The sequence below is a fragment of the Sphingomonas beigongshangi genome (assembly GCF_016820445.1).
Taxonomy (GTDB): Bacteria; Pseudomonadota; Alphaproteobacteria; order Sphingomonadales; family Sphingomonadaceae; genus Sphingomonas; species Sphingomonas beigongshangi.
In genome coordinates this window covers 43,303-64,560 of sequence record NZ_JADHDT010000007.1, presented here as the reverse complement: position 1 = coordinate 64,560, position 21,258 = coordinate 43,303, and the positions used below count along the sequence as shown (strand labels likewise).

At 68.7% G+C, this 21,258-nt stretch carries 21 protein-coding genes; 11 read left to right on the top strand and 10 right to left on the bottom strand.

Going from position 1 to position 21,258, the window contains the following annotated elements; all coding sequences use genetic code 11:
- Positions 1-4: 4 nt before the first annotated feature.
- From dxs to IQ292_RS13440, 4 genes are read right to left on the bottom strand one after another with little or no spacing between them, the layout of a single operon-like run.
- Complete coding sequence (dxs, locus tag IQ292_RS13455) at positions 5-1,930, bottom strand: 1-deoxy-D-xylulose-5-phosphate synthase (protein WP_203310833.1); 1,926 nt, start codon at positions 1,928-1,930, stop codon at positions 5-7.
- Positions 1,931-1,983: 53 nt separating this feature from the next.
- On the bottom strand, positions 1,984-2,457 hold the full coding sequence (locus IQ292_RS13450) for a Fur family transcriptional regulator (RefSeq protein WP_203310832.1): 474 nt from the start codon (positions 2,455-2,457) through the stop codon (positions 1,984-1,986).
- Between the two features lie 40 nt (positions 2,458-2,497).
- On the bottom strand, positions 2,498-2,884 hold the full coding sequence (locus tag IQ292_RS13445; RefSeq protein WP_203310831.1) for a MerC domain-containing protein: 387 nt from the start codon (positions 2,882-2,884) through the stop codon (positions 2,498-2,500).
- A gap of 41 nt (positions 2,885-2,925) precedes the next feature.
- Positions 2,926-3,816, bottom strand: a complete 891-nt coding sequence (locus IQ292_RS13440; protein WP_203310830.1) for a hypothetical protein — start codon at positions 3,814-3,816, stop codon at positions 2,926-2,928.
- A gap of 60 nt (positions 3,817-3,876) precedes the next feature.
- Here IQ292_RS13440 and IQ292_RS13435 point away from each other — a divergent pair, with 60 nt between their 5' ends.
- The 5 genes from IQ292_RS13435 (at position 3,877) to IQ292_RS13415 (ending at position 8,557) form a co-directional block, all read left to right on the top strand.
- Positions 3,877-4,926: a COX15/CtaA family protein gene (locus IQ292_RS13435; protein WP_203310829.1), complete on the top strand. Its 1,050-nt coding sequence runs from the start codon at positions 3,877-3,879 to the stop codon at positions 4,924-4,926.
- The gene (gene cutA / locus IQ292_RS13430) at positions 4,923-5,240 is read left to right on the top strand and encodes a divalent-cation tolerance protein CutA (protein WP_203310828.1); all 318 of its coding nucleotides are present in this window, start codon (positions 4,923-4,925) and stop codon (positions 5,238-5,240) included. Before IQ292_RS13435 ends, cutA begins: the two co-directional genes overlap by 4 nt.
- A gap of 165 nt (positions 5,241-5,405) precedes the next feature.
- Positions 5,406-5,885: a 50S ribosomal protein L13 gene (gene rplM / locus IQ292_RS13425; protein WP_203310827.1), complete on the top strand. Its 480-nt coding sequence runs from the start codon at positions 5,406-5,408 to the stop codon at positions 5,883-5,885.
- A complete protein-coding gene (gene rpsI / locus IQ292_RS13420) occupies positions 5,885-6,433 on the top strand; it encodes a 30S ribosomal protein S9 (RefSeq protein WP_203310826.1) in 549 nt (182 codons plus the stop codon). The genes rplM and rpsI overlap by 1 nt, the downstream gene beginning before the upstream one ends.
- A gap of 168 nt (positions 6,434-6,601) precedes the next feature.
- On the top strand, positions 6,602-8,557 hold the full coding sequence (locus tag IQ292_RS13415; RefSeq protein ID WP_203310825.1) for a sensor histidine kinase: 1,956 nt from the start codon (positions 6,602-6,604) through the stop codon (positions 8,555-8,557).
- Here IQ292_RS13415 and IQ292_RS13410 read toward each other — a convergent pair.
- The 5 genes from IQ292_RS13410 to IQ292_RS13390 form a co-directional block, all read right to left on the bottom strand.
- The gene (locus IQ292_RS13410; RefSeq protein WP_203310824.1) at positions 8,499-9,125 is read right to left on the bottom strand and encodes an ATP-binding cassette domain-containing protein; all 627 of its coding nucleotides are present in this window, start codon (positions 9,123-9,125) and stop codon (positions 8,499-8,501) included. The two genes, IQ292_RS13415 and IQ292_RS13410, sit on opposite strands and share 59 nt — an antisense overlap.
- Positions 9,115-9,804 carry a molybdate ABC transporter permease subunit gene (gene modB / locus IQ292_RS13405; protein WP_203310823.1) on the bottom strand — a complete coding sequence of 230 codons (690 nt, stop codon included), beginning with the start codon at positions 9,802-9,804 and terminating at the stop codon, positions 9,115-9,117. The genes IQ292_RS13410 and modB overlap by 11 nt, the downstream gene beginning before the upstream one ends.
- Positions 9,805-9,889: 85 nt before the next feature.
- Positions 9,890-10,663: a molybdate ABC transporter substrate-binding protein gene (gene modA / locus IQ292_RS13400; protein WP_203310822.1), complete on the bottom strand. Its 774-nt coding sequence runs from the start codon at positions 10,661-10,663 to the stop codon at positions 9,890-9,892.
- Positions 10,664-10,668: 5 nt separating this feature from the next.
- Complete coding sequence (locus IQ292_RS13395) at positions 10,669-11,427, bottom strand: hypothetical protein (protein ID WP_203310821.1); 759 nt, start codon at positions 11,425-11,427, stop codon at positions 10,669-10,671.
- A gap of 39 nt (positions 11,428-11,466) precedes the next feature.
- On the bottom strand, positions 11,467-13,752 hold the full coding sequence (locus IQ292_RS13390; RefSeq protein ID WP_203310820.1) for a S9 family peptidase: 2,286 nt from the start codon (positions 13,750-13,752) through the stop codon (positions 11,467-11,469).
- Between the two features lie 192 nt (positions 13,753-13,944).
- Here IQ292_RS13390 and IQ292_RS13385 point away from each other — a divergent pair, with 192 nt between their 5' ends.
- The 6 genes from IQ292_RS13385 (at position 13,945) to IQ292_RS13360 (ending at position 20,102) form a co-directional block, all read left to right on the top strand.
- Positions 13,945-14,604 carry a DUF6975 family protein gene (locus tag IQ292_RS13385; RefSeq protein WP_238941090.1) on the top strand — a complete coding sequence of 220 codons (660 nt, stop codon included), beginning with the start codon at positions 13,945-13,947 and terminating at the stop codon, positions 14,602-14,604.
- 73 nt (positions 14,605-14,677) lie between these two features.
- On the top strand, positions 14,678-15,526 hold the full coding sequence (locus IQ292_RS13380; protein ID WP_203310819.1) for an AAA family ATPase: 849 nt from the start codon (positions 14,678-14,680) through the stop codon (positions 15,524-15,526).
- 262 nt (positions 15,527-15,788) lie between these two features.
- Positions 15,789-16,358: a CHAP domain-containing protein gene (locus tag IQ292_RS13375; protein ID WP_203310818.1), complete on the top strand. Its 570-nt coding sequence runs from the start codon at positions 15,789-15,791 to the stop codon at positions 16,356-16,358.
- Between the two features lie 220 nt (positions 16,359-16,578).
- Positions 16,579-18,483, top strand: a complete 1,905-nt coding sequence (locus IQ292_RS13370; RefSeq protein WP_203310817.1) for a CocE/NonD family hydrolase — start codon at positions 16,579-16,581, stop codon at positions 18,481-18,483.
- A gap of 164 nt (positions 18,484-18,647) precedes the next feature.
- Positions 18,648-19,826 carry a VWA domain-containing protein gene (locus IQ292_RS13365; protein WP_203310816.1) on the top strand — a complete coding sequence of 393 codons (1,179 nt, stop codon included), beginning with the start codon at positions 18,648-18,650 and terminating at the stop codon, positions 19,824-19,826.
- A gap of 48 nt (positions 19,827-19,874) precedes the next feature.
- Complete coding sequence (locus IQ292_RS13360) at positions 19,875-20,102, top strand: hypothetical protein (protein WP_203310815.1); 228 nt, start codon at positions 19,875-19,877, stop codon at positions 20,100-20,102.
- 16 nt (positions 20,103-20,118) lie between these two features.
- Here IQ292_RS13360 and IQ292_RS13355 read toward each other — a convergent pair whose 3' ends face one another.
- Positions 20,119-21,204 (bottom strand): anhydro-N-acetylmuramic acid kinase, encoded by a 1,086-nt coding sequence (locus IQ292_RS13355; RefSeq protein WP_203310814.1) that lies wholly within the window; start codon positions 21,202-21,204, stop codon positions 20,119-20,121.
- Positions 21,205-21,258: the final 54 nt, after the last annotated feature.

Here is a 21,258-nt window from a genome sequence, read left to right as displayed (position 1 = left end):
AACCTCACGCCCGCGCGCCCTCGGGCACCGCGGCGCTGTTGTGGCGCAGCGCCTTCAGCACCGTCTCGACGATGTGATCGGCGTCGAGCCCGGCTTCGGCATATTGCACCTCCGGCTTGTCCTGATCCTGGAAGACATCGGGAAGGCGCATCGTGCGCAGGCGCAGGCCCGCGTCGATCAGCCCCTCGTCGCTCGCCAGCGTCAGCACATGGGCGCCCAGGCCACCAACGGCATTCTCCTCGATCGTCACCGCAACCTCGTGCGTGGTGAGCAGTCGCCGGATCAGCGCCTCGTCGAGAGGCTTGGCGAAGCGCAGGTCGGCGACGCTGGTCGACAGCCCCTTCGCCTCCAGCACGTCCGCGGCCTTGAGCGCCTCGGCCAGCCGCGTGCCCAGCGACAGGATCGCGACCGTCTTGCCTTCGCGCACCAGCCGGCCCTTGCCGATCTCCAGACGCTGCGGCGTCTCGGGCAGCGACACGCCGGTGCCGTTGCCGCGCGGATAGCGCACCGCGATCGGGCCGCTGTCGTGCAGCGCGGCCGTATGCGTCATGTGCACCAGTTCCGCCTCGTCCGCCGCCGCCATCACGACGAAATTCGGCAACGTCGCCAGATAGGTGACGTCGAAGCTGCCGGCATGCGTCGCGCCGTCGGCACCGACCAGGCCCGCGCGATCGATCGCGAAGCGCACGGGCAGGTTCTGGATCGCGACGTCGTGGACGACCTGGTCGTAGGCCCGCTGCAGGAAGGTCGAATAGATGGCGCAGAACGGCCGCATTCCCTGCGCGGCAAGTCCGGCGGCGAAGGTCACCGCATGCTGCTCGGCGATGCCGACGTCGAACGTCCGATCGGGGAAGGCCTTCGCGAACCGGTCGACGCCGGTACCGGACGGCATCGCCGCGGTGATCGCGACGATCGTCGGGTCACGCTGCCCCTCCTTGACGAGCTGGTCGCCGAACACATTCTGATAGGCGGGAGGGCCAGGAGGCGCCTTCGCCTGCGCGCCGGTGATTACGTCGAATTTCTGGACACCGTGATATTTGTCCGCCGCCGCCTCGGCCGGGGCGTAGCCCTTGCCCTTCTTGGTGACGACATGGACCAGGATCGGGCCTTCCTCCGCGTCGCGCACATTCTCGAGCACGGGAATGAGATGCTCGAGATTATGGCCGTCGATCGGCCCGACATAGTAGAAGCCGAGTTCCTCGAACAACGTGCCGCCCATCGTCATGCCGCGGGCATATTCGTCGGTCTTGCGCGCGGCCTTGTGCAACGGGCGCGGCAGGCGGCGGGCAAGGCGCTTCAGCACCTCGCGCACGCCCAGGAACTCGCGGCTCGACACCATGCGTGACAGATAGGCCGACAGCCCCCCGACCGGCGGCGCGATCGACATGTCGTTGTCGTTCAGGATGACGACCAGCCGGTTGCCGGCGGCCTCGGCGTTGTTCATCGCCTCATAGGCCATGCCCGCGGACATCGAACCGTCGCCGATCACCGCGATCGCCTTCGACGGAGAGCCGGAGAGGCGATTGGCGGTCGCGAAGCCGAGCGCCGCGGAAATCGACGTCGAGCTGTGCGCCGCGCCGAACGGATCATATTCGCTTTCGGTCCGCTTGGTGAAACCGGACAGGCCGCCGCCCTGGCGCAGCGTGCGGATGCGGTCGCGCCGTCCGGTCAGGATCTTGTGCGGATAGCATTGATGGCCGACGTCCCAGATCAGCCGGTCGGTCGGCGTGTCGAAGACATAGTGGATCGCCACGGTCAGCTCGACGACGCCCAGCCCCGAACCCAGGTGCCCGCCGGTCGTGCCTACGGCCGATATCGTCTCGGCGCGCAGCTCGTCGGCGAGCTGGCGCAACTGCTCCGGCTTGAGCTTGCGCAGGTCGTCCGGGGTCTTGACGGTGTCGAGCAACGGCGTGGCGGGAAGGTCAGACATCCGAACCGCTTACCCCTTCCGATCCGAGGTGTCGATTGCCGGTCTGATCCTGGTCAATGCTTGGCCGCGGCGCAGTCGGCGCAGACGCCGCGCACCTCGACCACCGGGCGAACGGCCCTGAAACCCGCGGCTTGCGCGGCTTCGCGCACGCCCTGGGTCAACGGATCATTGTCGAGGTGCACGATCTGCCCACAGGAATCGCATACCAGGAAGATGCAATCGTGCAGGCAATCCGGATGCGCGTTCGCGACATAGGCATTGGCGCTCTCAACCTTGCGCGCCAGGTTGGCGGCGACGAAGACGTCCAGGATGCGGTAGACACTGTTCGCGGCGACCCGGCGTCCCTGCGCCTGCGACACCGCCTCCGCGAGGTCGTAGGCAGAGGCAGGCTTGGCGAATCCCGCCAGCGCATCGAACACGGCGGCGCGCATCTGCGTCCACTGTTCGCCCGCCCGCTCCAGCGTCGCCTGCGCGACCTCGGTCAGTTCATCGCCCTGCGGTTCGTGATGCTTGTGCGCCTGCGCCATGATCTGGATTTAGGATGCCGCCCGGGCGCGGGCAAGCGGATCAGGCGGTGGCGCGCCGGTTGAGATCGTGGCCGAAGGCGAGCAGGCCGACGCCGACGACGGTCCACAGCGTCTCCGCGCCGCCGCCGGCGTCGTGCGGCAGGCTCATCGCGCCCGCCATGATGCCGAGGCCGAGCGCACCCATCGCCGCGGGCATGACATAGCCATGATCGAGGATCCCCCGCCCCAGGGCGAAGGCGCCGAGCAGGATCGCAAACGCGAGCCCGACCTCGTGGAAGATCGGGTTGAGAAGCATCGCGCCCGCCGCGGACAGCATCGCGAGCAGCACCGCGCTGGCGACGCAATGGACCACGCACAGCCCCGACAGGCCGATCGCGAGGCGATCGAGCCCCGGCCACCACCGGCGCGAGGGAATCGTGGTCGTCATATCGCGTCGTCATCTAGGCGCATCGGGGGCGCGTTACAACATCACATGTTGCCTTTCGGCGCCGCCTTGCCGATCGCATCCCGCTCGCGGAGCCGGGCCGCGTCGTCGGACAGGGGCGGCGTGGCGCATCGAGCGCGGTCCGCCACGCTCATCGTCGGAGGCGGCGTGGCGCAGACGAAGCGCGCCTGCGGATCGGGGATGAGGTCGAGCGGCTCGAGGCTGGGATCGCGGCGTGCGATGACCGGCCCCATCTTCGCGAGGAAGGCCGCGTTACCCGGATCGGCGTCGCCGGTCGCGGCCAGCGCGGTACGCCGCATCGCTTCCGCCGCGTCGAACCGTCCGAGTTCGCGCAGCGCGTTGGCGGCGCGCATATCGACCCAGCTGCGCGCCTTCGCCGGCACATCCGCCGGCAGCTTGCGGGCGAGGCGCACGAATTCCTCCTGATAGGCACGCGCCTTGGCCAGGCGCGCCGGCGTCGCCGACGGAGACAGCGTGCCGCCCTTCACCTCCCAAGTGGCGCACAGCAGCAGCCACAGCACGTCGTCCGCCGGCCGGCCCAGCTTCGCCGCGAGCCAGTAGGCACGATAATAAGGCGTATCGCCCGCCGCCAGCAGATCGCGATAGCCCGAACCGGCGATCAGCGCCGGCAGCCGTGCGGTCTCCGCGGGCGTGAAGGTATCGAACATCACCAGCCTGTTGCCGGGGCACTCGGGCAGCGGGAGCGGGAACGGCAGGTAGCTGTACGGTCGCCCGTCGGGGCGCTGGCCGAACGTGCTGTACATCGTCGGCCGCCACGCGCTGAACGTCTCGCCACCGACCGCGCAGGTCATCGTGGCGGGGCCGCCATGCAGCGGCGGCAAGGGGGACTGCGGCGCCGCCGCCGCAGGGGGCGACGCCGCTTGCGCGAGCGTCGCGAGCAACAGGCCGAGCATGCGCGTCTCCTCGATGACGATCCGCTTGGCGCGGCATGCGCCAGGGTGTAACGCCCTGGCATGTTGCAGCCAAGCGCCGCCTTCCTCTCGCGTGCCCGGCCACGCGCCCTCTCCCGCTGGTTGTTCGCCGTCGCCGGCCTCATCGTCGCGATGGTCGTCGTCGGCGGCATCACGCGGCTGACCGAGTCGGGCCTGTCGATCACCCAGTGGAAGCCGATCAGCGGCATCATCCCGCCGCTGACCCAGGCACAATGGCAGGCCGAGTTCGACGGCTACAAACGCATTCCGGAATATGCCGCGTTCAATCAGGGCATGACGCTCGCCGGGTTCAAGGCGATCTTCTTCTGGGAATATGTCCATCGCCTGCTCGGTCGCGTGATCGGCATGGCGTTCGCGCTGCCGCTGCTGTGGTTCGCGGTGCCTCGGCGCATCCCGTCGGGCTATGGCTGGCGGCTCGTCGCCATACTCGCGCTCGGCGGATTCCAGGGCGCGATCGGCTGGTGGATGGTGGCGAGCGGCCTGTCGGTGCGTACCGACGTCAGCCATGTGCGTCTCGCCGTCCACCTGCTGACCGCGCTGACGATCCTGGCGGGTATCGTCTGGACGGCGCTCGACCTTTACGCGCTGCACCGCGATCCCCTCGCCCGCCCCGCCCGTCTGACCCGCGTCGGGGCGATCGCGCTGGGAGTATTGTTCGTCCAGATCTGCTGGGGGGCCTTCACCGCCGGGCTGGACGCGGGCTATGCCTTCGCCAGCTGGCCGCTGATGGGCGACAGCCTGTTCCCGGCCGGCGTGCCGATGCTCGCGCCGGAATGGCGCAATGCGGTCGACAATCCCGTCGTCGTCCAGTTCATCCACCGCTGGTGGGCCTTCGCCGCCGCCGCGGCGCTGACCGTCCTTGCGGTCCGGGCGACGCGGGCGGGATCGCGCGCCGGCTTCCTCGTCGTCGCGCTGGTGGTGGCGCAGATCATCCTCGGCATCGCGACGCTGGCCAGCGGCGTGCAGATCGTCGTTGCGGTCGCGCATCAGGCGAACGCCGCGCTGCTTCTGATCGCGTCGGTATGCGCGGCGCATGCGGTCGGCCGTGGCACGATGCGCGCTGTGGCATGAACGCCATCGCGCTCGTCCAGGCGACCTTTCCGGACGAGGAGGAAGCGCGCGCCATCGGCGGCCGGCTGGTGGAGGAGCGGCTCGTCGCCTGCGCCAACGTGTTGGGGCCGTGCCTGTCGGTTTATCGCTGGGAGGGCGCGGTCGAAAGCGGCGCGGAGGCGATCGCGCAGTTCAAGACGCTGCCGCAGCGGGTGGAGGCGGTCGTCGCGCGGATTGCGGAGCTGCACAGCTATACCTTGCCTGCCATCGAGCATTGGACCGTCCAGACGAACGAAGCGGGCGCCGCCTGGGTGCGGGATTGCCTGACGGGGTGATGCACCGACCACGCAGGCGAGGCCGACCAGACGTCATGGTATTATTTTACCCGTCGCGAAACCCGCGCTTTGCTTGACTTCGCCGACCTCTTCCAGCATTAGCCCGCTCGTTCGCGCCGCCTCTCTCGGGCGGCGCGTTTCGTTTCGAACCGGAAAGGTCACGCCATGAAGGCGCTCATGAAGACCACCAAGGCGGCCAAGCCGCACGAGGTGGAGAAGAAGTGGCACATCGTCGACGCCACCGACCTCGTGGTCGGTCGCGCTGCGACGATCATCGCCAACGTTCTGCGCGGCAAGCACAAGCCGAGCTTCACCCCGCACGTCGACTGCGGTGACAACGTCATCGTCATCAACGCCGACAAGATCCGCTTCACCGGCAACAAGGCCGCGCAGAAGGTCTATTACAAGCACACCGGCTACGCCGGCGGTATCAAGGGCGTCACCGCCGCGAAGGTACTGGAAGGCCGCTTCCCCGAGCGCGTGCTGGAAAAGGCCGTCGAGCGCATGATCCCGCGCGGCCCGCTGGGCCGTCAGCAGATGCGCAACCTGCGCATCTTCTCGGGCGCCGAGCATCCGCACGAAGCGCAGAACCCCGAGGTCCTCGACATCGCGGGCATGAACCGCAAGAACAAGGTGGGCGCATAATGTCCGACAACCGTCAGTCCCTCGCCGACCTCGGCGCCGCGCTGAACCAGCAGCGCGATGCCGCCCAGGCCGATTCCGACACCCGCGCCGATGCCTATCTGGCCGGCGAGCTGAACGAGCCGACGCAGACCGCGCCGCTGCGTGCGCAGGAGCTCGACAAGTTCGGCCGCGCCTATGCCACCGGCCGCCGCAAGGACGCGGTCGCCCGCGTCTGGCTGAAGCCCGGCACCGGCAAGATCACGATCAACGGCCGCGACCAGGAAGTCTATTTCGCGCGTCCGACGCTGCGCCTCGTCATCAACCAGGTGTTCGGCATCACCGAGCGCGAGGGTCAGTATGACGTCGTCTGCACCGTCAAGGGCGGCGGCCTCTCGGGCCAGGCGGGCGCGGTCAAGCATGGCATCAGCCAGGCGCTGACCAAGTACGAGCCGATCCTGCGCACGCCGGTGAAGCGCGCGGGCTTCCTGACCCGCGACAGCCGCGCGGTCGAGCGCAAGAAGTACGGCCGTGCGAAGGCACGTCGCAGCTTCCAGTTCTCGAAGCGCTGATCCGGCGGCTTCGGCCAAGGTCCAAGCGAAGGGGCGGTCCGGCAACGGGCCGCCCTTTTCGTATCGGCCGACCATCGCCGCCCTTCGCCCTGCCCGATCGATCCGGATCGACGTCGGCCGCCCTGCGTTCGACAGGCGGACGGCATCATGCAACGGAAAGGGCAGGCGATGGACCGCACCACCCCATGGCCCCTTGGCTCCAGCGCTATGGCCGAGCGGATCAGGGCGTTCGACTGGTCCGCCACGCCGCTCGGTCCGGTGGCCGGCTGGCCCGCCATGTTGCGCGACACGGTCCAGCTGGCGCTGCATCATGCGATGCCGATGGCGGTGCTGTGGGGCGACCAGCGGATCCAGCTTTACAACGACGCCTGCATCCCGATCCTCGGCAAGCGCCACCCGGACAGTCTTGGCCGACCAGCCTTCACCAACTGGCCCGAAGCGGCGGGCCCGGCGGAACCGCTCCTCACGCGCGCGATCGCGGGAGAGACGGTGACGCTGGCAGATGCACCGCTCCGCCTCGATCGCGACGGCCGGGACGCGGAGGCCTGGTTCAGCATAACGACCTCGCCGCTGATCGACAGCGACGCGGGGCCGCGCGCTGCGGGTATCCTCGTCACCGCGTTCGAAACGACCGCCACCGTCATCGCCGATCGCGAGCGTGCCGCTGCCTTCGCCGTCCTGCGCAAGCGCGAGGCGCAGCAGCGCGTGATCCTGGAGGTGCTGCCGGTTGGCGTCGCCGTGGTGCGACCCGACGGCGAGCTGGAACAATGCAATGCGGTGATGCGGCATTTCCTGCCTACGGAGACCATGCCGTCGCGCGATCCCGAACGACAGGGACGATGGCAGGGCTGGGACGCGGAGGGACGGCCGATCGACGTGCGGGATTTCCCCGGTGCCCGGGCGCTGCGCGGCGAGAGCGTGCTGCCCGGCACGGAGATGCTCTACACCGAGGATGATGGTCGCCGCGTCTGGGTGCGGGTCGCCACCGTCCCGCTCATGGACGCCGAGCGCCGGCCGCAGGGGCAGATCACCGTCGTCCACGACGTCGATGCGATGAAGCGCGGTGCGGAGGCGTTGCGGGCCAGCGAATCCCGCTTTCGCAGCCTGGTCGAAGGGATTCCGCAGCTCGTGTGGCGCGCCAGGGAAGGTGGCCTGTGGACATGGGCCAGCCCCCAGTGGACCGCATTCACCGGCCAGTCCTGCGCGGACAGCCTCGACATGGGATGGCTCGATGCGGTGCACCCGGAGGATCGCGACGATGCGCGCGCGTTATGGGAAAAAGCGGCGGCGAGCGGCAGCCTGGCGATGGCGGGACGTCTGCGCCACGCCGCGAGCGGCGAGTATCGCTGGTTCCAGACCCGGGCGACACCGGTGCGCGACGCCGACGGCACCATCATCGAATGGCTCGGCACGTCGACCGACGTCCACGAACTGCGCGCGCTGAAGGACCGCCAGCAGATCCTTGTCGCCGAGCTGCAGCATCGGACGCGCAATCTCATGGGGGTCGTACGCTCCATGACGCAGAAGACATTGGAGACCAGCGTCGATCTCGACGACTTCAGGGCGCGCTTCTGGCACCGGCTCGACGCGCTGGCGCGCGCGCAACAATTGCTCTCCCGTCTCGACGACTATGGCCGCGTGACCTTCGACGAGCTGATCCGGACGGAGATCGCGGCGATGGACGGTGGTCCCGAGCGGGTGACGCTGGATGGTCCGATGGACGTCCGTCTCCGCTCCCCAAGCGTCCAGACGCTCGCGATGGCCCTGCACGAGCTGGCGACCAACGCGGTGAAATATGGGGCGCTCGGACAGGCGCAGGCGACGCTGGCGATCCGCTGGTGGGTGGAACGGGCAGCGGACGAGGATCGACCCATGCTGTGGGTCGACTGGCGGGAAAGCAACGTGCGGAATGAAGGTGCGCAGCAGGGCGACCGCTGGGGGCACGGCCGCGAACTGATCGAACGCGCGCTTCCCTATCAGCTCGACGCCCGGACCAGTTTCGCGCTTACCCCGGACGGCGTGCATTGCACGATCGCCGTCCCGGTCTCGCACACGACCGCGGCCTTCATGGACATGCCGGGGAAGGATCATCGATCCGTACGATCCGCGTCGCGAGGCGGCTAGCCTCCTCCGGATCGTGCGTGACCATCAGGATCGGCAGGCCGACGTCGTCCCGCACGCGCTCGATCGCCACCATGATTTCCTCGCGGCGTGGCCGATCAAGCGACGAGAGCGGCTCGTCTAGCAGCAGGAACGCCGGATCGCTGAGCAGCGCCCGCCCGATCGCGACGCGGCGTGCCTCACCACCCGACAGGGTGCGCGGCCAGCGATCGAGCAACTGGCCGATGCCCAGCATCGCGACGACATCGTCCAGCGTCGCCGTCGCCGGCGCACCGTACATCAGATTGGCGCGGACCCGGCGATGCGGAAACAATCGCGGCTCCTGGAAGACATAGCCCGCGCGGCGAGCCTGGGTCGGCACGTCGATCCCCGCCGCCGCGTCGAACAGCAGGCGCCCGCCCACCGCGATCCGTCCGCGATCGGGCCGCAGCAGGCCGGCCACCATGTTGAGCACGCTCGTCTTGCCGGCCCCGGATGGCCCGAACAGCACCGTCAGGCCTGCCCCCGCGGTCAGGGCGAGCGCTATGTCCGTATCGCCCAGGCGCCGTTCGATCGCGATGTCAAAGGACATGGAGACCCCGCCGCACCCGCCGCGCGAGACTCTCCGACAGGATGAGCGCCACCAGGCTCAGCAGGATGGCGATCCCCGACAGGCGCCAGACCATCGCGTCCCCCCCGGGCTGTTGCAGCGCCGAGTAGATGGCGAGCGGAAGCGTCTGCGTCTGGCCGGGCACGTTGGAGACGAAGGTGATCGTCGCGCCGAACTCGCCGATCGAGCGCGCGAACCCGAGCACGGCGCCGGCGAGCACCCCGGGCAGGCTCAGCGGCAGCGTGATCGTCCAGAAGACCCGGCCCGGCCCGGCACCCAGCGTCCGCGCCGCGCTTTCCAGCCGGCGATCGACCGCCTCGATCGACAGGCGCATCGCCCTCACCATCAGCGGCAGCGCCATCACCGCCGCCGCGATCGCGGCGCCCGTCCAGCGGAACAGCACGCTCGCCCCGAACAGGCGCAGGAGCGGCGCACCGAGCGGGCCTGCCGGCGCGAAGGCGAGCAGCAGCGCCCACCCCGTGACCACCGGCGGCACGACGAGCGGCAGGTGCACGACCGCGTCGAGCAGCACCTTGCCCGGAAAGCGCACGCGGGCAAGCAGCCAGGCGAGAGCGAATGCGATCGGCAACGTCACGACGATGGCGGTGCCGCCCACCTTGAGCGACAGGCCGACGATCGCCCATTCTTCCGGCGTCAGCATGCGGCCTGCCGCCTCCGCACGCGCCCCTCGTTTCGTCGCCCTCGACGACGGCCGGCCGTCCGACACCTCAATGGGAACGAAGGCCTCACCGCGGATCGACGAAGCCGAAGCGGTGGAAGATCGCGCGCCCCTCGCTGCCGATCAGGAAGCGGCGGAAGGCTTCGGCATCGGGATGCGTCGACGCCCGCAGCCGGGTGACGGGATAGGTGATCGGCGGATAGCTCGACGCCGGAAAGACGCCGGCGACCCGCACGGTCGGCGCGGCCTTGGCGTCGGTGGCATAGACGATGCCGAGCGGCGCCGCGCCGCGCTCGACAAGGGTCAGCGCCGCGCGCACGCTGTCGCCGCGCACCACCTTGGCCGCGACCGCGTCCCAGACGCCGAGCTTGCGCAACGCCGCCTCGCCATAGCGACCCGCGGGCACGGGCGTGTCGGCCATGGCGAGCGGTCCCGCCGCGAGAATCCTGGCGAGCGCGGCGCGTCCGAGCGGGATGCGGACCGTCGTTCCCCTCGCCGCGACGATCACCAGCCGGTTGCCCAGGAAGGTGGCGCGGCTCTGCGGGACGATCAGCCGCTTTGCCGCGAGCGCATCCATCCATTGTTGATCGGCCGAGACGAACAGATCCGCCCTGGCCCCCGCCTCCGCCTGCCGCGCGAGGGCGGACGAGGCGGCGAAACTGATCACGGGCCTCGGATGCCCCCGTTCCGCCCAGGCGTCCGCCGCCGCCGTCATCGACTCCTGCAGGCTGGCCGCCGCCAGCACCAGCGGTCCGGCCCGTTCCGCCGCCGCGCCGCTGCGTGCGCACACCAGCGCCGCGATGGCGGCGATGGCGCGCGCGACGATGCCGATCCGCATCATCAGGCTCACCGCGCGGGCGCGACGACGTAGCGATCGCCCACCCAGCGTGCGACCTGCCCCGCATCCCGTCCGAACCGCAGCGTGCCGCCGTCGCCCTGCGCCAGGTCGAAGCCCGATGGATCGGCGATCTGCTGCGCCACGACGGCACGGTGATCGGGATCGGCGCCGCGCTGCACGACCAGCCGATATCCCATCCCCGCCGCGACCCCGACGAGTGCCGCCGTGTCGGGCAGGCGATCGCCGTCGAAATCGCCCTGGAGCGTCACGACTGGCTCGTTCACCCCATCGTCGTAGACCGGAAGACGCCCGGCGTCGCTGACCGCATCCGCCCAGTCGGCGACCGCCCGGCGGTAGCGGACCACCGGGTCGCCGCCATAGAGCGACAGCGACAGGCGTCGCGCGCAGCCCGGCCGCTGCCGCTCGACCGCACAGGCGCCATGGACCACGCCGACCGCGACGACCTTGCCGCCCGCGACGATCAGCGCCCCCTTCTCTCCGCAGGCATCCTTGCGACAGGCGGTGAACAGCCAGCCGCCGGCGATCTCCCGCGGCTTGTCCCCCGGCCCGCCGAGAACCGCGAGCGCCTGCTCCGCCACGGGTGGCAGGCCGTCGCGGAGCAGGTTGGCGCGCTGCCCCGCGGTCGCGGCGCGGATACCCTCGACGACACCCGGCGCGGCGAGCAGGTCCGCGGTCGTCGCGCACGCCTGAGGCTGCGACAGGCCACAGGTTCCCGATACGGCGGCGGCAAGGGCGAGGAGGATCATGCGTCGAAGACCTTTCTTGGCGATGGCGTAACGCCCGGCTCAGCGCGGCGGCTGCGCCTGCTGGACCGCGGGTCGGTTCTTGACGGTCCTGTCGAGGAAGTCGAGGATCGTCGTCCACAGATGGTCGCTCACGCCGGCCCCCCCGACGCGGTGCGTCTGGCCCGGGTAGAACATCATCTCGAACGGCGTGTCGCTCGTCTGCATCCTCGCGGCGAACCGCGTCGAATTGTCGAGGAAGACGTTGTCGTCCGCCATGCCGTGCAGCAGCAGCAACGGCTCCCGGATCTTCGGCGCATCCGCGACCGCGGCGGCCGCGGCATAGGCCTTCGCGTCCCTCGTCGGATCGCCCATATAGCGTTCGGTATAGTGCGTGTCGTACAATTGCCAATCGGTGACGGGCGCCCCCGCCACCGCCGCGGCATAGACGCCTGGCGTCGTCTCGAGCATCTTCAGCGACATGTATCCGCCGTACGACCAGCCATAGGTCGCGATCCTGGACGGATCGACGAACGGCAGCGTCTTCAGATAGTTGGCGCCTGCCAGCTGGTCCTCTACCTCGACGCTGCCCATCGCATGGTAGATCTGGTTCTCGAACGCCCGCCCGCGATTGGGCGAACCGCGATTGTCGATCTGGAAGAAGATATAGCCGCGCTCGACCAGATATTGCGGCAGCGCGCCCTGCCAGCCGCGCGTCACCGTCTGGCTGCCGGGGCCGCCGTAATGCTGGAAGAACACGGGGTAGCGTCTGCCCGGCTCCAGCGGCGGCGTGATCATCTCCCAGTGCAGCACCGACCCGTCGGCGGCCTTGATCGTGCCGAATTGCGTCGGCCGGTGCCGCGCGAGATAGGGGTGATAGGGATGGCCATCGACCAGCGCATTCTCGTCGATCCAGGCAAGCCGCTTGCCGTCGCTGCCGGCCAGATAGACCTGCGGCGGCTGCGAGGGATTGGATCGCTGGACGATGACGCGGCTGGCCGCCGCATCCATCGTCGCTGCGTGGGTCCATCCGCGCTCGGTCAGGCGCGTGACCGGCCCGGGCCGCATATAGTCGACCGCATAGAGCTGCTGCTCCAGCACGTCGTCCTTGTTGGCGGTGAAATAGAGCCGCCCCCTGCCCTCGTCGACCCCGACCAGCGCGGTGACCACCCACGGCCCCTTGGTCAGCTGCGTCCACCGTCCGTCCGGTTGCCAGCGATACAGATGGCCGAAGCCGTCGCGCTCCGACCGCCAGATCATGCTGCCGTCCGCCAAGGGGCGATAGGCGTCGGAAAGGTTGATCCAGCTCCTGTCCGGCGCGCGCTCGGTGAACAGGACGCGCGCCTTACCCGTCGCGGGATCGACGGCGAGCATGTCCAGCGTCTTCTGGTCGCGGCTCTGGCGCTGGACCAGCAGCGTCGCCCCATCCGCCGCCCAGTCGACGCGCGCGAGATAGATGTCCGGATCGGCGCCGAGGTCGACCTTGACCCGTCCCGTACCATCCGGTCGCATCACGTAGAGATCGACCAGGACGTTGGGCGTTCCCGCCGCCGGATAGCGCTGCTGGTAGATGCTGGTGCCGGTCGCGCCGATCGACGCCCGGGTCGCGATATGGACGGGCGCCTCGTCGAAGCGCTCGACGGCGACGAATCTTTCGTCGGGGCTCCACCAATAGCCGGTACGGCGGTGCATCTCCTCCTGCGCGACGAACTCCGCCTCGCCGAAGTGCACGGTCCCCCCGCCGCCCGTCGTGATCGCGCGCGCCGGGCCGCCGGCCAGCGACTGTACCCAGAGGTTCTGGCCGCGCACGAAGCTGACGAAGCCGCCCCGCGGCGAAACGATCGGGTTGAGCGCCCCGCCCGGCGCGTCGGTCAGCCGCCGCACCGTGCCGTCGAGACCGGCCAGATAGAGATCGCCGTCGAGCGGCACGAGCACCGACTTGCCGTCGGGCGCGAAGTCATAGGCGACGATGCCCTTCGATCCGCCGATACGTTCGCGTTCGCGCTGCATCTTCTCGGCTTCGGACAGTTCGGCACCGCTGCCGACCTTGCGGCTGTCGACGAGCATCCGCTCCGCGCCGGTGCGCGTATCGCGCGCCCATAGGTCGGTGCGGTCGCGCTCGTCGGCGCGGGCGCGCAGGAAGGTGATCAGGCTGCCGTCCGGCGAGAGGCGCAGCAGGCGCGGCGGCGTGCCGGATAGGTCGGGGCTGCCGAAGACGCGCGCCAGCGTCAGGGCCGGCGCCACGACGGGTGCGGCCTGCCCGGCCTGCCCGGCCTGCGCGGCGGCGTCAGGACTCATGCCGCCCGTCGCGACCGATGCCAGCGCCATTCCCAGCATCCATAAGCGCATCCCATCCTCCGGTGATTTCGTGCGGGCGTTCATACGCAACGGTTCGGCGCCGTAAAGCATGGGTTTCGACAGGGTTACCGTCCTATCAACCGTGTCTTTACGTGCTTCGGTATAGATCGGGGTCCAGACAGGGCCTGCCGCGACAGTCAAAGGCTCGCGCGGCGGGTATTCTGCTCACATGGTCGGGGAAGTATGTTGGACACGGCGCGGACGGGATGGCACGCAAGTGCCTGGGACATGGTGGCGGCGTTCGGCATCGCCGACGGCAGTGCCGCGCATCCGCATGTCGCGCGCCTGCTCGACCCCCATGCGGCGCCGCGCGACCTTTCGGATGCGGTCCATGCGCTCTGCACCCTGCACGGCCATCATCCGGGCCTCGCCGCCGAGGCCCGCCAGCATTGCGCGCAGCCCGACGCCTGCGACTGGCTGGAGGCGATCGCGGACGCCTTCGTGCTCGAACGCGGCTATATCGCGCGCCTTGCCGCCGCCGCCGGCCCGTTGCCCTCGACCCCCGGGCAGGCGGAAAGCGAGGCGGCGCTGCTGACCAGCGGCCATGCGCTCGAGATGCTGGCACGGTCCGAACGTCGCGGCTGCGCCACCGGGGCGGTCGCCGCCCTCGTCCACGACTGGGCGACGATCCGCGGCTTGCTCGACCATGCCGCGACGCGATTCGGCATCGACGTGCAGCCGCAGGCTTTCCCCCCGCCGGCGTACACCGGCCGCGCGATCGCGATGCTCGCGGCGACCCCCGCGACGGAGCGTGCGGTGAGCTTCGGCGCGCAGCAGCTGCTCGCCCAGCATCGCGCGCTCTGGGATCTGCTCGAGGCCCGCGCGAGCGCCCGCGAGGGATGACCCGACAGCGCGCTTGCGCGCCCCCGCGCAAACCGCCTATCGCCATACCCGTTCTTCCAACGGGATATCGACCATGCAGCGTTTCGAAGGCACGCAAAGCTATGTCGCGACCGACGACCTGAAGGTCGCGGTCAACGCCGCGGTGACGCTGCGCCGGCCGCTGCTGGTCAAGGGCGAACCGGGCACGGGCAAGACGGTGCTGGCCTATGAGATCGCGAAGGCGGTCGGCGCGCCGCTGATCGAGTGGACGATCAAGTCGACGACCAAGGCGCATCAGGGCCTGTATGAATATGACGCGGTCGCCCGGCTGCGCGACGGCCAGTTGGGCGACCCCCGCGTGCACGACATCGCCAACTACATCCGTCGCGGCAAATTGTGGGACGCGTTCACGCAGCCCAGCCCGCCCGTGCTGCTGATCGACGAGATCGACAAGGCGGACATCGAATTCCCGAACGACCTGCTCCACGAGATCGATCGCATGGAGTTCCACGTCTACGAGACGGGCGAGACCGTACGCGCGACCGAGCGTCCGATCGTGGTCATCACGTCCAACAACGAGAAGGAACTGCCCGACGCCTTTCTGCGCCGCTGCTTCTTCCACTATATCCGCTTCCCCGACCGCGACACGATGCAGGCGATCATCGACGTCCATTTCCCCGGCATTCAGAAGATGCTGGTCGGCCGCGCGCTGGACCTGTTCTACGAGGTGCGCGAGGTGCCAGGCCTCAAGAAGAAGCCGTCGACCAGCGAACTGCTCGACTGGCTCAAGCTGCTGCTGCACGAGGACATGCCGCTCGAGGTGCTGCAGAACCGCGATCCGACCAAGGCGATCCCGCCGCTGCACGGCGCGCTGCTGAAGAACGAGGCGGATGTGATGCTGTTCGAGCGCCTCGCGTTCATGGCCAAGCGACAGGGCCGCTAGGGTCTGATCCGGCAAAGCGGGATCGGTGCGGTGCCGGCACCGCTTCCGCGTCGGCGGGTCGGGGTCCAGACCCGCAGGCGGGTCGAGGATCCTGGGACGGGCGCGCGCCCCTCGCATCCGCCATCCGCCTCTAAGCGCGCTAGATCATTACCCGATCGCAATGACTTACGGGCGTTGCAACTCATCGCACCGGCGCATGTTGAGCGCGCGTTAACCATAAAATCCAACCGTCCGGTCATCGCACGACGGCTATGCCGCTCGCATGCGGGGCGTATCTCCCAGATTCGGCGTGTTGGCCGCAACCCTGATCGCGGCGATGTCGGCGGCGCTGCCTGCCGCTGCCAGCAATCTGCTCGATTACGTCGGCCAATGCGTCCCCTTCGCACGCGCCGCCTCGGGCATTCATATCTACGGCGATGCCTGGACGTGGTGGGACCAGGCGCAGGGCCGCTACGCGCGCGGCCACGACCCGAGGGTCGGCTCGGTCATCGTCTTCGCCAAGACCGGCCGCCTGCCGCTGGGACATGTCGCGGTGGTGAGCCGGATCGTCGAACGGCGCGTCCTCATGCTGACCCACGCCAACTGGTCGCGGCAGAATGGCGAGCGCGGCCACGCCGAACAGGACGTGACGCTGTACGACGTGTCGCCCGACAACGACTGGAGCGAGGTCAAGGTGTGGTTCCGCGACAATGACGGGCTGGGCGGCAGCGTCTACCCGGTCAAGGGCTTCATCTACGCCACCGGCCGCCCCGCGCCCGGTCTGTCGTCGCGCGATCCCGATTATGTCGGCGCGCTGATCGACGCCTATGTCCCGGATGCGGGACGCCGCTAGGACCTGCCCATAGCGGATCGGGATCCGTCGACGCCGGGTGGATGATTTCGCCGTCCCCCACGTACGCCGGCCTGCCGCAGGAGGAACGGCCCATGACGCCGCTATGCGGCCGCCGTTCGTCCTATTCCGCAAGGTCGGCGGCCGACAATATGCGTTGACGACTTCCACCGCCCCCATGGCTGTGCCACGCTGTCCGCAACGTTTCGTTACAGGACCTGCCATGCGCCGCGCGATCGCCACCTCCCTCCTCGCCCTCGCGCTTGCCGGCAGTGGCCATGCGCAACAGCTCGGCTCCGACATTCCGAAGAGTTTCAAGGCGGTGGATGCGGACTTCGACTATGAACGGCGCAGCGTCGACATTCCGATGCGCGACGGGGTCAAGCTGCATGCGGTGATCGTCCAGCTGAAGGGGCTGAAGGACGCACCGATCATCCTGCAGCGCACGCCCTACGGCGCCGAAAGCGCCACCGAGCGCGAGGCGAGTTCGCACGGCGACATGGTGGTGCGCGCCTCCGACGCGGCGCTGCTCAAGGCGGGCTACATCCGCGTCTACGAGGACGTGCGCGGCAAATACGGATCGGAGGGCGAATACGTCAACGAACGCCCGCTGATCGGACCGCTCAATGCCACCAAGGTCGATCACTCCACCGACGCCTATGACACGATCGACTGGCTGGTGAAGAACCTGCCCAACACCAACGGGCGTGTCGGCATCATCGGCACCAGCTACGATGGGATGATGGCGGCGATGGCGCTGGTGAAGCCGCATCCCGCGCTCAAGGCGTCGGTGCCGATGAATCCCGTGATCAACACGTGGATGAACGACGACGACTTCCACGGCGGCGCCTTCCGCCTGATCGGCTTCGACTATTATTACGGCCAGGATGCCGCGAAGGGGAATGCCGGCGACCTGTGGCGCGACGCCTATGACGATTACGACGTCTTCCTGCGCGCGGGTTCCGCGGGCGATTTCGCGCGGGCGCACGGCCTGGAGCAGCTGCCCTGGGTGAACCGGATGATGGCGCATCCCGCCTATGACGCCTTCTGGCAGGCGCAGGCATTGGAGACCATCCTGCCGAAGCAGCCGCAGACGGTGCCGACCCTGTGGGTCGCGTCGCAATGGGATCAGGAGGACATCTACGGCGCGGTCGCCGCCTATCGCGCGGTCAGCAAGGTCGATCCGCGTCACGTCAACCATCTCGTCCTGGGCCCCTGGGCGCATGGCGGCGCGAACGGCGACGGCTCGACGCTGGGCGCGATCCGTTTCGATGCGGATACAGCCCTGTGGTTCCGTCGCGAGGTGCTTCTTCCGTTCCTCGACGCGCATCTCAAGACGGGCGGCGCGCCCGACAGGCTGGCCCCCGTCACCGCGTTCCAGACCGGCAGCAACCGGTGGCAGACGCTGCCGGCCTGGCCGCTCGCCTGCGAGCGCGGCTGCGCCAGACCGATGCAGCGGCTGTATTTCGCCGGCGGCGGCACGCTTGGCTGGACGGCGGGCGCCGCCGCGGGCGGCGACAGCTATGTATCCGATCCGGCCAAGCCCATTCCCTATCGGCTTCGCCCGATCCGCCCGACCTATGCGACCGGATCCACCTGGCGCCAGTGGCTGGTCGACGACCAGCGTCCCTTCTCCGACCGCACCGACGTCCTGGTCTACCAGACGCCGGTCCTGACCAAGGCGGTCGCGATCTCCGGCGCGGCGGCGGTCGATCTCGTCGCGGCGACGACGGGAACGGACGGCGATTTCGTTGCCAAATTGATCGACGTCTATCCGGCCGACTATAGCGAAAAGCCGGAGATGGGCGGCTATCAATTGCCCGTCGCGATGGACATCCTGCGCGGTCGCTACCGCGAAGGGTTCGAGACGGCCAGGCCGATCGCCGCCAATACGCCGCTCGCCTATCGCATCGTCCTGCCGCACGCGAACCACGTGTTCCTGCCGGGGCACCGGATCATGGTCCAGATCCAGTCGAGCTGGTTCCCCCTGTACGACCGCAACCCGCAGACCTTCGTCCCGACGATCATGGAAGCTAAACCGACGGACTATCGCAAGGCGACGATTACCGTCGGCTATGGCGGCGCGCAGGGCAGCTTCGTCGAGCTGCCGGTGGTCGACGCGAAATAGCGGAGCAGCAAGGCTGTTCAGTTAGCGCTGTCCTACATGGCGCGCGGATGGTATAAGGCGCGCATGGTCCGTACCCGGTCTTCGAATGGACTATCGTCCAAGAGGCGAACCTGTGCGACCTTTGTGACTTTTCGCGCGCCAAGCGCCTGTAAGGGCGCCTTTTCGTGTTCCTGAATTTTCTCGACGAATTACGTACCGCGGGCATTGCGGCGAGCATGAAGGAGCATCTCCTCCTGCTCGAGGCACTCGATGCCGAGGTGATCAGCCGCTCGACCGAGGATTTCTACTATCTCGCTCGCGCCACCTATGTGAAGGACGAGGGGTTGCTCGACCGCTTCGACCAGGTGTTCGCCAAGGTCTTCCGCGGCCTCGAGACGCGGTACGGCACCACCGCCGCCGACATACCGGCCGACTGGCTGAAGGCCGTCGCGCAGAAATATCTGACTCCCGAGGAGATGGCGAAGATCGAGTCGCTCGGATCGTGGGACGAGATCATGGAGACGCTGAAGCAGCGCCTCGCCGAGCAGGAGGGGCGGCACCAGGGCGGCAACAAGTGGATCGGAACCGGCGGCACCAGTCCCTACGGCAATGGCGGCTACAATCCCGAAGGGGTACGGATCGGCGGGGAAAGCACGCACAAGCGCGCGTTGAAGGTGTGGGAGCAGCGCGACTTCCGCAACCTCGACAACACCCGCGAACTCGGCACGCGCAACATCAAGGTCGCGCTGCGCCGCCTGCGCCGGTTCGCGCGCGAGGGGGCGGCGGACGAGTTCGACATCGACGGCACGATCGACGGCACCGCCCGACAGGGCTGGCTCGACGTGCGCATGCGCCCCGAACGGCGCAATGCGGTCAAGGTCCTGCTGTTCCTCGACGTCGGCGGCTCGATGGACCCCTGGGTCAAGCTATGCGAGGAATTGTTCAGCGCCGCGACGAGCGAATTCAAGAACGTCGAATTCTTCTATTTCCACAATTGCCCCTATGAAGGGCTGTGGAAGGACAATCGTCGCCGCTTCCAGGAGCGCACGCCGACGATGGAGGTACTGCACAAGTTCGGCCACGATTATAAGCTGGTCTTCGTCGGCGACGCGTCGATGAGCCCTTATGAGATCACCTATCCCGGCGGCTCCGTCGAGCATTTCAACGAGGAGGCCGGAGCGACGTGGGTGCAGCGACTGACCACCACCTATCCGGCGGCGGTGTGGCTGAACCCGATCCCGGAGGCGCAATGGGGTTATACCCAGTCGATCCAGATCCTACGCCAGCTGATGTCGGACCGCATGTACCCGCTCACCCTCGCCGGCCTCGACGCCGCGATGCGGGAGCTGACGCGCAAACGCTAGCCAGGCCATTTCGGACATGATAGCATCGTCGCTTACGGGAGAATTGCCATGCCGCTGATCCTCATCCTGGCGCTTCTCGGCACGGATGCCACGGCCGCGCGCTCGCCCTCGGCGAAGCCGTGCGTGAAAGTCGACGCGGAGCATATTCGCCGCGACGCACCGAAGCCGACGCTGCGCAAGCTCGGCGAACTGCCACCCGCCAAGCCCTTCTACACGGTGTTGCGCGAGATCGACGGCTGTCCGCAGAACGTCGTCGTGCCGGCGCGCGCGCGCTGAACGCGGGTCGACGCGCTCAGGGGTGGCTGACCACGCCGCCGGTCATCGCCTGCGGTACGCCCGTCGTACCGGGGAAGCTGATCGGCAGATCGTTCAGCCGCCGCACCGCCATATAGGCAAAGCCTTCGGCTTCCATGGCGTCGCCGTTCCAGCCCAGCGCATCGCTTGGCTCGGGTGTCAGGCCGGTACGGGCGGCGATCATCGCGAGCAGCGTCGGATTGTGTCGGCCGCCGCCCGCGACGATCAGCCGCCGGGGCCGCTCGGGCAGGTGCGACAGCGCGTCGGCGACCGATGCCGCGGTGAAGGCGGTCAGCGTCGCCGCGCCGTCCGCAGGCGACAGGCCGCGCGCCGGTTGAATGGTGAAGTCGTTGCGGTCGAGCGACTTCGGCGGAGGGAGGTCGAAATAGGGATGATCGAGCATCGCGGTCAGCACCGTCTCGTCGACGCGCCCCGCCGCTGCCAGCGCGCCATCGGCATCGAAACGCGCGCCGCTCTCCGCCTCGACCCAGCTGTCGATGAGGCCATTGGCCGGACCGGTATCGAAAGCGATCAGCCTCTGGTCGGCACCGACGAAGGTGATGTTGCCGACTCCGCCCAGATTGAGCACCGCCACCGGCTTCGGCAGCGCCGCCGTCAAAGCGGCATGATAGACGGGCAGCAGGGGCGCCCCCTGCCCGCCGGCCGCGACATCGACGCTGCGCAGGTCGCTGACCACCGGGATGCCGGTGGCGCGTGCCAGCACCGCACCGTCGCCGATCTGCCATGTCCAACCGCGATCCGGGCGGTGCGCCACCGTCTGGCCATGGTAGCCGATGACTCCGACATCCGACGCCTCGATGCCTGCATCGCGCAGCAGCTTGTGGACCGCCATGGCATGCGTCCGATCGATCAGTTCGCCGGCCGCCACCAGATCGGGACTGGCGCGGGGCCGATCGAAGGTCAGCGCCAGCGCGGTCGCGGCGGCAAGCTGCGCCCGCGCCGCGTCCGAATAGGGTTCGCCGCGAAAGGCGATGGGCCGCACATTTGCATCGCCATCGGTTTCGATCAGCGCCGCATCGATGCCGTCCAGCGACGTTCCAGACATCAGTCCGATCGCGAGCATGATCTTCGTCCTCCCCCTCCCGCCTGCACGGTCGCGGCCGACCTGTCGACCGCT

What these genes read in the sequence shown, in the direction of transcription:
- IQ292_RS13445 (WP_203310831.1), bottom strand. Translation starts at nt 2,884, where the DNA reads ATGACGACCACGATTCCCTCGCGCCGGTGGTGGCCGGGGCTCGATCGC.
- IQ292_RS13380 (WP_203310819.1), top strand. Translation starts at nt 14,678, where the DNA reads ATGCAGCGTTTCGAAGGCACGCAAAGCTATGTCGCGACCGACGACCTG.
- dxs (WP_203310833.1), bottom strand. Translation starts at nt 1,930, where the DNA reads ATGTCTGACCTTCCCGCCACGCCGTTGCTCGACACCGTCAAGACCCCG.
- IQ292_RS13370 (WP_203310817.1), top strand. Translation starts at nt 16,579, where the DNA reads ATGCGCCGCGCGATCGCCACCTCCCTCCTCGCCCTCGCGCTTGCCGGC.
- rplM (WP_203310827.1), top strand. Translation starts at nt 5,406, where the DNA reads ATGAAGGCGCTCATGAAGACCACCAAGGCGGCCAAGCCGCACGAGGTG.
- IQ292_RS13375 (WP_203310818.1), top strand. Translation starts at nt 15,789, where the DNA reads ATGCGGGGCGTATCTCCCAGATTCGGCGTGTTGGCCGCAACCCTGATC.
- IQ292_RS13415 (WP_203310825.1), top strand. Translation starts at nt 6,602, where the DNA reads ATGGACCGCACCACCCCATGGCCCCTTGGCTCCAGCGCTATGGCCGAG.
- IQ292_RS13360 (WP_203310815.1), top strand. Translation starts at nt 19,875, where the DNA reads ATGCCGCTGATCCTCATCCTGGCGCTTCTCGGCACGGATGCCACGGCC.
- IQ292_RS13385 (WP_238941090.1), top strand. Translation starts at nt 13,945, where the DNA reads ATGTTGGACACGGCGCGGACGGGATGGCACGCAAGTGCCTGGGACATG.
- IQ292_RS13450 (WP_203310832.1), bottom strand. Translation starts at nt 2,457, where the DNA reads ATGGCGCAGGCGCACAAGCATCACGAACCGCAGGGCGATGAACTGACC.
- IQ292_RS13410 (WP_203310824.1), bottom strand. Translation starts at nt 9,125, where the DNA reads ATGTCCTTTGACATCGCGATCGAACGGCGCCTGGGCGATACGGACATA.
- IQ292_RS13395 (WP_203310821.1), bottom strand. Translation starts at nt 11,427, where the DNA reads ATGATCCTCCTCGCCCTTGCCGCCGCCGTATCGGGAACCTGTGGCCTG.
- rpsI (WP_203310826.1), top strand. Translation starts at nt 5,885, where the DNA reads ATGTCCGACAACCGTCAGTCCCTCGCCGACCTCGGCGCCGCGCTGAAC.
- IQ292_RS13390 (WP_203310820.1), bottom strand. Translation starts at nt 13,752, where the DNA reads ATGCGCTTATGGATGCTGGGAATGGCGCTGGCATCGGTCGCGACGGGC.
- IQ292_RS13435 (WP_203310829.1), top strand. Translation starts at nt 3,877, where the DNA reads ATGTTGCAGCCAAGCGCCGCCTTCCTCTCGCGTGCCCGGCCACGCGCC.
- modA (WP_203310822.1), bottom strand. Translation starts at nt 10,663, where the DNA reads ATGATGCGGATCGGCATCGTCGCGCGCGCCATCGCCGCCATCGCGGCG.
- IQ292_RS13355 (WP_203310814.1), bottom strand. Translation starts at nt 21,204, where the DNA reads ATGCTCGCGATCGGACTGATGTCTGGAACGTCGCTGGACGGCATCGAT.
- modB (WP_203310823.1), bottom strand. Translation starts at nt 9,804, where the DNA reads ATGCTGACGCCGGAAGAATGGGCGATCGTCGGCCTGTCGCTCAAGGTG.
- IQ292_RS13440 (WP_203310830.1), bottom strand. Translation starts at nt 3,816, where the DNA reads ATGCTCGGCCTGTTGCTCGCGACGCTCGCGCAAGCGGCGTCGCCCCCT.
- cutA (WP_203310828.1), top strand. Translation starts at nt 4,923, where the DNA reads ATGAACGCCATCGCGCTCGTCCAGGCGACCTTTCCGGACGAGGAGGAA.